A 5,042-nucleotide genomic window follows, 5' to 3' on the forward strand; every position below is an offset into this window, starting at 1 on the left:
GCGTCCCGACCTTCCCCTTCTCGCGGAGACGAGCGGCAAGAACGCGATGATCGTCACCGCGACGGCGGACCTCGACCTGGCGGCATCCGATCTGGTCAAGAGCGCCTTCGGGCACGCCGGTCAGAAGTGCTCGGCGGCGTCGCTCGCGATCCTCGTCGGGTCGGTGGGCCGGTCGGAGCGCTTCGCCCGGCAGATCGTCGATGCCGCCCGCTCGCTGCGCGTCGGCACCCCCGCCGACCCCCGCACCGAGATCGGCCCCGTCGTCGAGATGCCGCAGGGCAAGCTGAAGTGGGCGCTCACCGAGCTCGAGCCGGGACAGCGCTGGCTGCTCGAGCCGCTGGAGCTCGACGCCGTGCCCGAGCTGGCCGGGCGGCTGTGGTCGCCGGGCATCCGCACCGGTGTGGCGCCGGGGTCGCGGTTCCATCGCGAGGAGTTCTTCGGCCCCGTGCTCGGCATCATGCACGCCGCGACCCTCGGCGAGGCGATCGCCCTGCAGAACGCCGTCGACTACGGGCTGACCGCGGGCCTGTACACGCAGAGTCCCGAGGAGCTCGGCATCTGGCTCGACCACGTGCAGGCCGGCAACCTCTACGTGAACCGCGGCACGACGGGTGCGATCGTGCAGCGTCAGCCGTTCGGCGGCTGGAAGCGCTCGTCGGTCGGCGCGGGCGCCAAAGCCGGCGGCCCGAACCACCTCGTCGGCCTCGGCGGCTGGCGGGCATCGACCGGCACCGCGTCGGGCACCCTGCACCTGCGCGGGCTCGACTCGCGCATCACCGCGCTCATCGAGGCGTCCCAGCCGTCGCTCGACTACCCGCGCTTCGACTGGCTGCGCCGTGCCGCTCTGTCGGACGCGATCGAGTGGGATCGGGAGTTCGGCCAGGTTCGGGATGTCTCGCACCTCGGCATCGAGCGAAACCTGCTGCGCTACCGGCCGGTCGAGGTCGGCCTTCGCGCCACCGCGGGCGCCGAACTGCAGCAGGTGCTCCGCGTCTCGATCGCCGCGATCCGGGCCGCGGGTGCGACCGTGCTGTCGGTCGCGGCCGGCCTCCCGCCCGCCGTGCGACGGGGACTCGTGGAGGCGGGCATCACCGTGTTCGTCGAGAGCGACGACGAGTGGACGGCGCGCATCGTGGGCGGGCCGGAGGCCGCGGCATCCCGGCCACCGAGGGTGCGCCTGATCGGTCCCCGTGCTGAGACCGCGGTGCTGCACACCGCACTCGCGCGGGCCGTCGGCGGCGACCCCGATCTCGCGATCTACGCCGCAGACGTGACGACCGCGGGGCGGCTCGAGCTGCTGCCGTTCCTGCACGAGCAGGCCATCGCGATCACCGCGCACCGCTTCGGCAACCCCGACGACTGGTCGCAGACGGTGATCTGACCGCGGTGCCGGTCGGCCGAGCGGCGCTCGGGTTGTGCGACCGCGCGCGCAAGGTCGGAACTTTTCGGGGACACGCCGGTGGGGGCGCTGCCGGGCGGCGTGCCGGGCAGGAGTTCCGACCTTGCGCGAGGCGTACGGCTATCGGAGGCGGCGGCTCTCATCTGCGTGCGATGGCAGGCGGTGGCGGGCGGCGATGGCTCGCTGCCGTCGTCGCCTGCGGCCCGACGCGCGCTGCCCGAAACGCCGGTGGGGGCGGATGCCGCGGCATCCGCCCCCACCGGCGTCAGGGTCAGTCCTGGTGCGTCTCGCGGTACTCGCGGCGCGTCATGCCGGGCTCCACGTCCTCCTCGGCGTCGCCGGCCGGCTCCTCGTCGCGGGCCGTCGGGCCGACGAGCGCGCCCGCCTCGGCGGCGGCGAGGGCCGCTTCGGCCTCGAGGGAGGCGGCATCCTTCTCGGCATGCCGCTGCTCGTCGTGGGCCTCCTGCAGCGCCGACTTCTGGCGCAGCGGCGGCGTGCGGAAGAACAGCGTCAGCACGAACGCGATGAGCACCACGAACATGGCGACCCAGTAGACGAGCACGGTCGACTGGTTGAACGCGGTCAGCAGCGGCTTCGACAGACGCGGGTCGGCGCCGTTGAGGAACGCGGTGTCGTCCATCGTCGAGTTGTCGAACGACGATCCCGACGACGAGCTGGCGTTGTCGATGATCGTCGGCACGATCGTGTCGACGAACGACTGGCGGGCGGTGGCGTCCGAGAAGTCGAGCGTCACGGTGCCGTCGGAGGCCACCTTCGCGACCGGCAGCTCCTGCTGGATCTGTGCGGCGGCGGAGGTGATCGCCTGCGCCTGGGCGGCGGCGGTCGCCTGCGCCTGCGCGGAGGCGGGGATGGCGCCGGCGGCGACCTGCTGCGCGACGACGGACGCCGCTGCGGCCTTGGCCTGGTTCACGCCGTCCTGCGCCTGGGTCAGCGCGCCGTCGGTCACCTTCGAGACGATCGGGTCGTAGACCTTCGTCATGATGCCCTGGTTCTCGGGAGCCTGCGCGACCGTCGGGTCGAGCGCGGCGTCGAGCGCGGCGGTCAGCGTCGCCTTGTCGGTGAAGTTGGTCTGCAGGTTCGCCGGCATGACCGTGAACAGCAGCGACAGCAGCACGGCGGTGCCGAGGGTTCCACCGATCTGGCGGAAGAACGTCGACGCCGACGTCGCCACACCCATGTCGCGCAGTCCGACCGAGTTCTGCGACGCGATCGTGAGCGTCTGCATCAGCTGGCCGAGGCCGAGGCCGATCAGCAGCATGGATCCCGCGATCTGCCAGTACGACGTGTCGTACTTCATGAGCGTCAGCGTGAAGAAGCCCGCCGCCATGAAGAACGTGCCGATCGTCGGGAAGATGCGGTAGCGACCGGTGCGGGAGATGATCTGGCCGCTCGCGATCGAGGAGATCATGAGGCCGAGGATCATCGGCAGCAGCTGGAAACCGCTCTCGGTCGGCGAGGAGCCGAGCACGAGCTGCAGATAGAGCGGCAGGGTCAGCATCGCGCCGAACATGCCGAAGCCGACGAAGACGCCGATCACGGTCGCCATCGAGAAGGTCGACGAGCGGAAGAGCTTCAGCGGGATGAGCGCGTCATCCTTCATGATGCTCTCCACGATGATGAAGGCGATGATGCCGAGGCCGCCGACCACGTAGCAAGCGATCGAGATGGGCGAGCTCCAACCCCAGTCGCGACCCTGCTCGGCCACGAGCAGCAGCGGCACGAGCGCGATGATGACGGTGGCCGCACCGAACCAGTCGATGCGCACCGAATGCCGCGGCTGGCGGGGGATGTGCAGGAAGCGCATCACGATCGCGAGGGCGATGATGCCGATCGGCACGTTGATGAGGAACACCCAGCGCCATCCGGCGATGAACAGGATCTCGGATGCCCCGGCGAACAGTCCGCCCACGAGCGGGCCGATGACCGACGAGATGCCGAAGACGGCGAGGAAGTAGCCCTGGTACTTCGCGCGCTCACGGGGCGCGAGGATGTCGCCCATGATCGCGAGCGGCATCGACATGAGGCCACCGGCGCCGAGTCCCTGGATCGCGCGGAATGCAGCCAGCTCGATCATCGACGACGAGAAGCTCGCCGCGACGGATCCGATGATGAAGACCACGATCGCGAAGATGAACAGCGGCCGGCGGCCGAAGATGTCGGACAGCTTGCCGTAGATGGGCGTTGCGATCGTCGACAGGATCAGGTAGGCGGTGGTCACCCACGCCTGCTGGCTGAGCCCGTTCAGGTCGTCGCCGATCGTGCGGATCGCGGTTCCCACGATCGTCTGGTCGAGAGCGGACAGGAACATTCCGGCCATGAGCCCGAAGATCACGAAGAGGATCTGCCGGTGGGTCATCACCGGGTTGCTCTTGGTGACCAGGCTCTTCACAGCGACGTCAGTCATGTTTCCTCAGGGGAGAGAAGGGAAGTGGGGTGCAACGGCCGAAGAGATCGGGCGGGCGCGTCAGTGGCGCCCGATTCGTTGTGTCAGGTCAACGATAATACGCGTAACATCCGCACCTCCACGACCGGCATAGCGAACTCACGGGGAACGACGCAAGGACTGGATGCCGCGGCATCCGCTCTTCTCGCACCGATACTGCGCCACCGCCCGGCTCCGTGAGACAATGCGGGTGGCGTGCCCGGAACGTCGGCTTCTTGCTCCGCCGGGCCTCTGGACAGCGTCCGCCGCCCCCTCACAAGGAGCACAATGACGCACCCGACCGGTTCCACCCGCATCGCCCAGCACCGCACCTACCTGATGTGCAAGCCCACCCATTTCACGGTGAGCTACCGCATCAACCCGTGGATGGAGCCCGCCAACCCCACCGACACGCAGCTCGCCGTCGACCAGTGGCAGGCGCTCTACGACACCTACCTCGACCTCGGTCACGAGGTGCAGCTCATCGACCCGGTCGAGGGACTGCCCGACATGGTCTACACCGCCAACGGCGGCTTCGTGATCGACGGTGTCGCCTACGGCCCGAAGTTCCGCTTCGCCGAGCGCGCCGGCGAGGAGCAGCCGTTCATGACCTGGTTCCGCGAGAACGGCCTCACTGTCGTCGAGCCGCGCGAGACGAACGAGGGCGAGGGCGACTTCCTGCTGGCGGGAGACATCATCCTCGCCGGCACCGGCTTCCGCTCCACCGGTGACAGCCACCGCGAGGTCGCCGAGGTGTTCGACCGCGAGGTCGTCTCGCTGACCCTCACCGACCCGCGGTTCTACCACCTCGACACGGCGATCTCGGTGCTCGACCCGGTGCAGGGTCCCGGCGGCGTCGAGCGCGCGAACATCGCCTACCTGCCCACCGCGTTCGACGCGGCATCCCGTGCGACCCTGCAGCGCCTCTTCCCCGAGGCGATCGAGGTGTCGGATGCCGACGGCGCGGTCTTCGGCCTGAACTCCGCCTCCGACGGTCGCAACGTGTTCATCTCTCCGCGGGCGACCGGCTTCGAGGCGCAGCTGCGCGAGCGCGGCTACAACCCGGTGCTCGTCGACCTGTCCGAGCTGCTGCTCGGCGGCGGCGGCATCAAGTGCTGCACGCTCGAGATCCGGAGGAGCGCATGAGCGACCTCACGACCGACGCGCTGACCGCGGGCTACATCGCCCACGAGGACGAGC

Annotated in this window: 3 protein-coding genes; 2 read left to right on the forward strand and 1 reads right to left on the reverse strand. The window is 69.6% G+C overall.

The window, feature by feature from the left end; translation table 11 throughout:
• On the forward strand, window positions 1-1,381 hold a 1,381-nt coding region (locus tag ASG00_RS18340; RefSeq protein ID WP_235559538.1), incomplete at its 5' end, for an aldehyde dehydrogenase family protein.
• Between the two features lie 289 nt (window positions 1,382-1,670).
• On the opposite strand, the gene ASG00_RS11805 is transcribed toward ASG00_RS18340, so the two are convergent.
• Entirely contained in the window at window positions 1,671-3,776 is a 2,106-nt protein-coding gene (locus ASG00_RS11805; protein WP_082483231.1) for an MDR family MFS transporter, read from the reverse strand.
• Window positions 3,777-4,130: 354 nt separating this feature from the next.
• On the opposite strand from ASG00_RS11805, the gene ddaH reads away from it, so the two are divergent.
• On the forward strand, window positions 4,131-4,988 hold the full coding sequence (ddaH, locus tag ASG00_RS11810; RefSeq protein ID WP_056209824.1) for a dimethylargininase: 858 nt from the start codon (window positions 4,131-4,133) through the stop codon (window positions 4,986-4,988).
• Window positions 4,989-5,042 lie beyond the last annotated feature (54 nt).

Origin of the sequence: Microbacterium sp. Leaf351 (assembly GCF_001423825.1) — a bacterium.
Lineage (GTDB): Bacteria > Actinomycetota > Actinomycetes > Actinomycetales > Microbacteriaceae > Microbacterium > Microbacterium ginsengisoli.

Coding starts and splice junctions, on each gene's coding strand:
- ASG00_RS11805 (WP_082483231.1), bottom strand. CDS start 3,776: ATGACCCACCGGCAGATCCTCTTCGTGATCTTCGGGCTCATGGCCGGA.
- ddaH (WP_056209824.1), top strand. CDS start 4,131: ATGACGCACCCGACCGGTTCCACCCGCATCGCCCAGCACCGCACCTAC.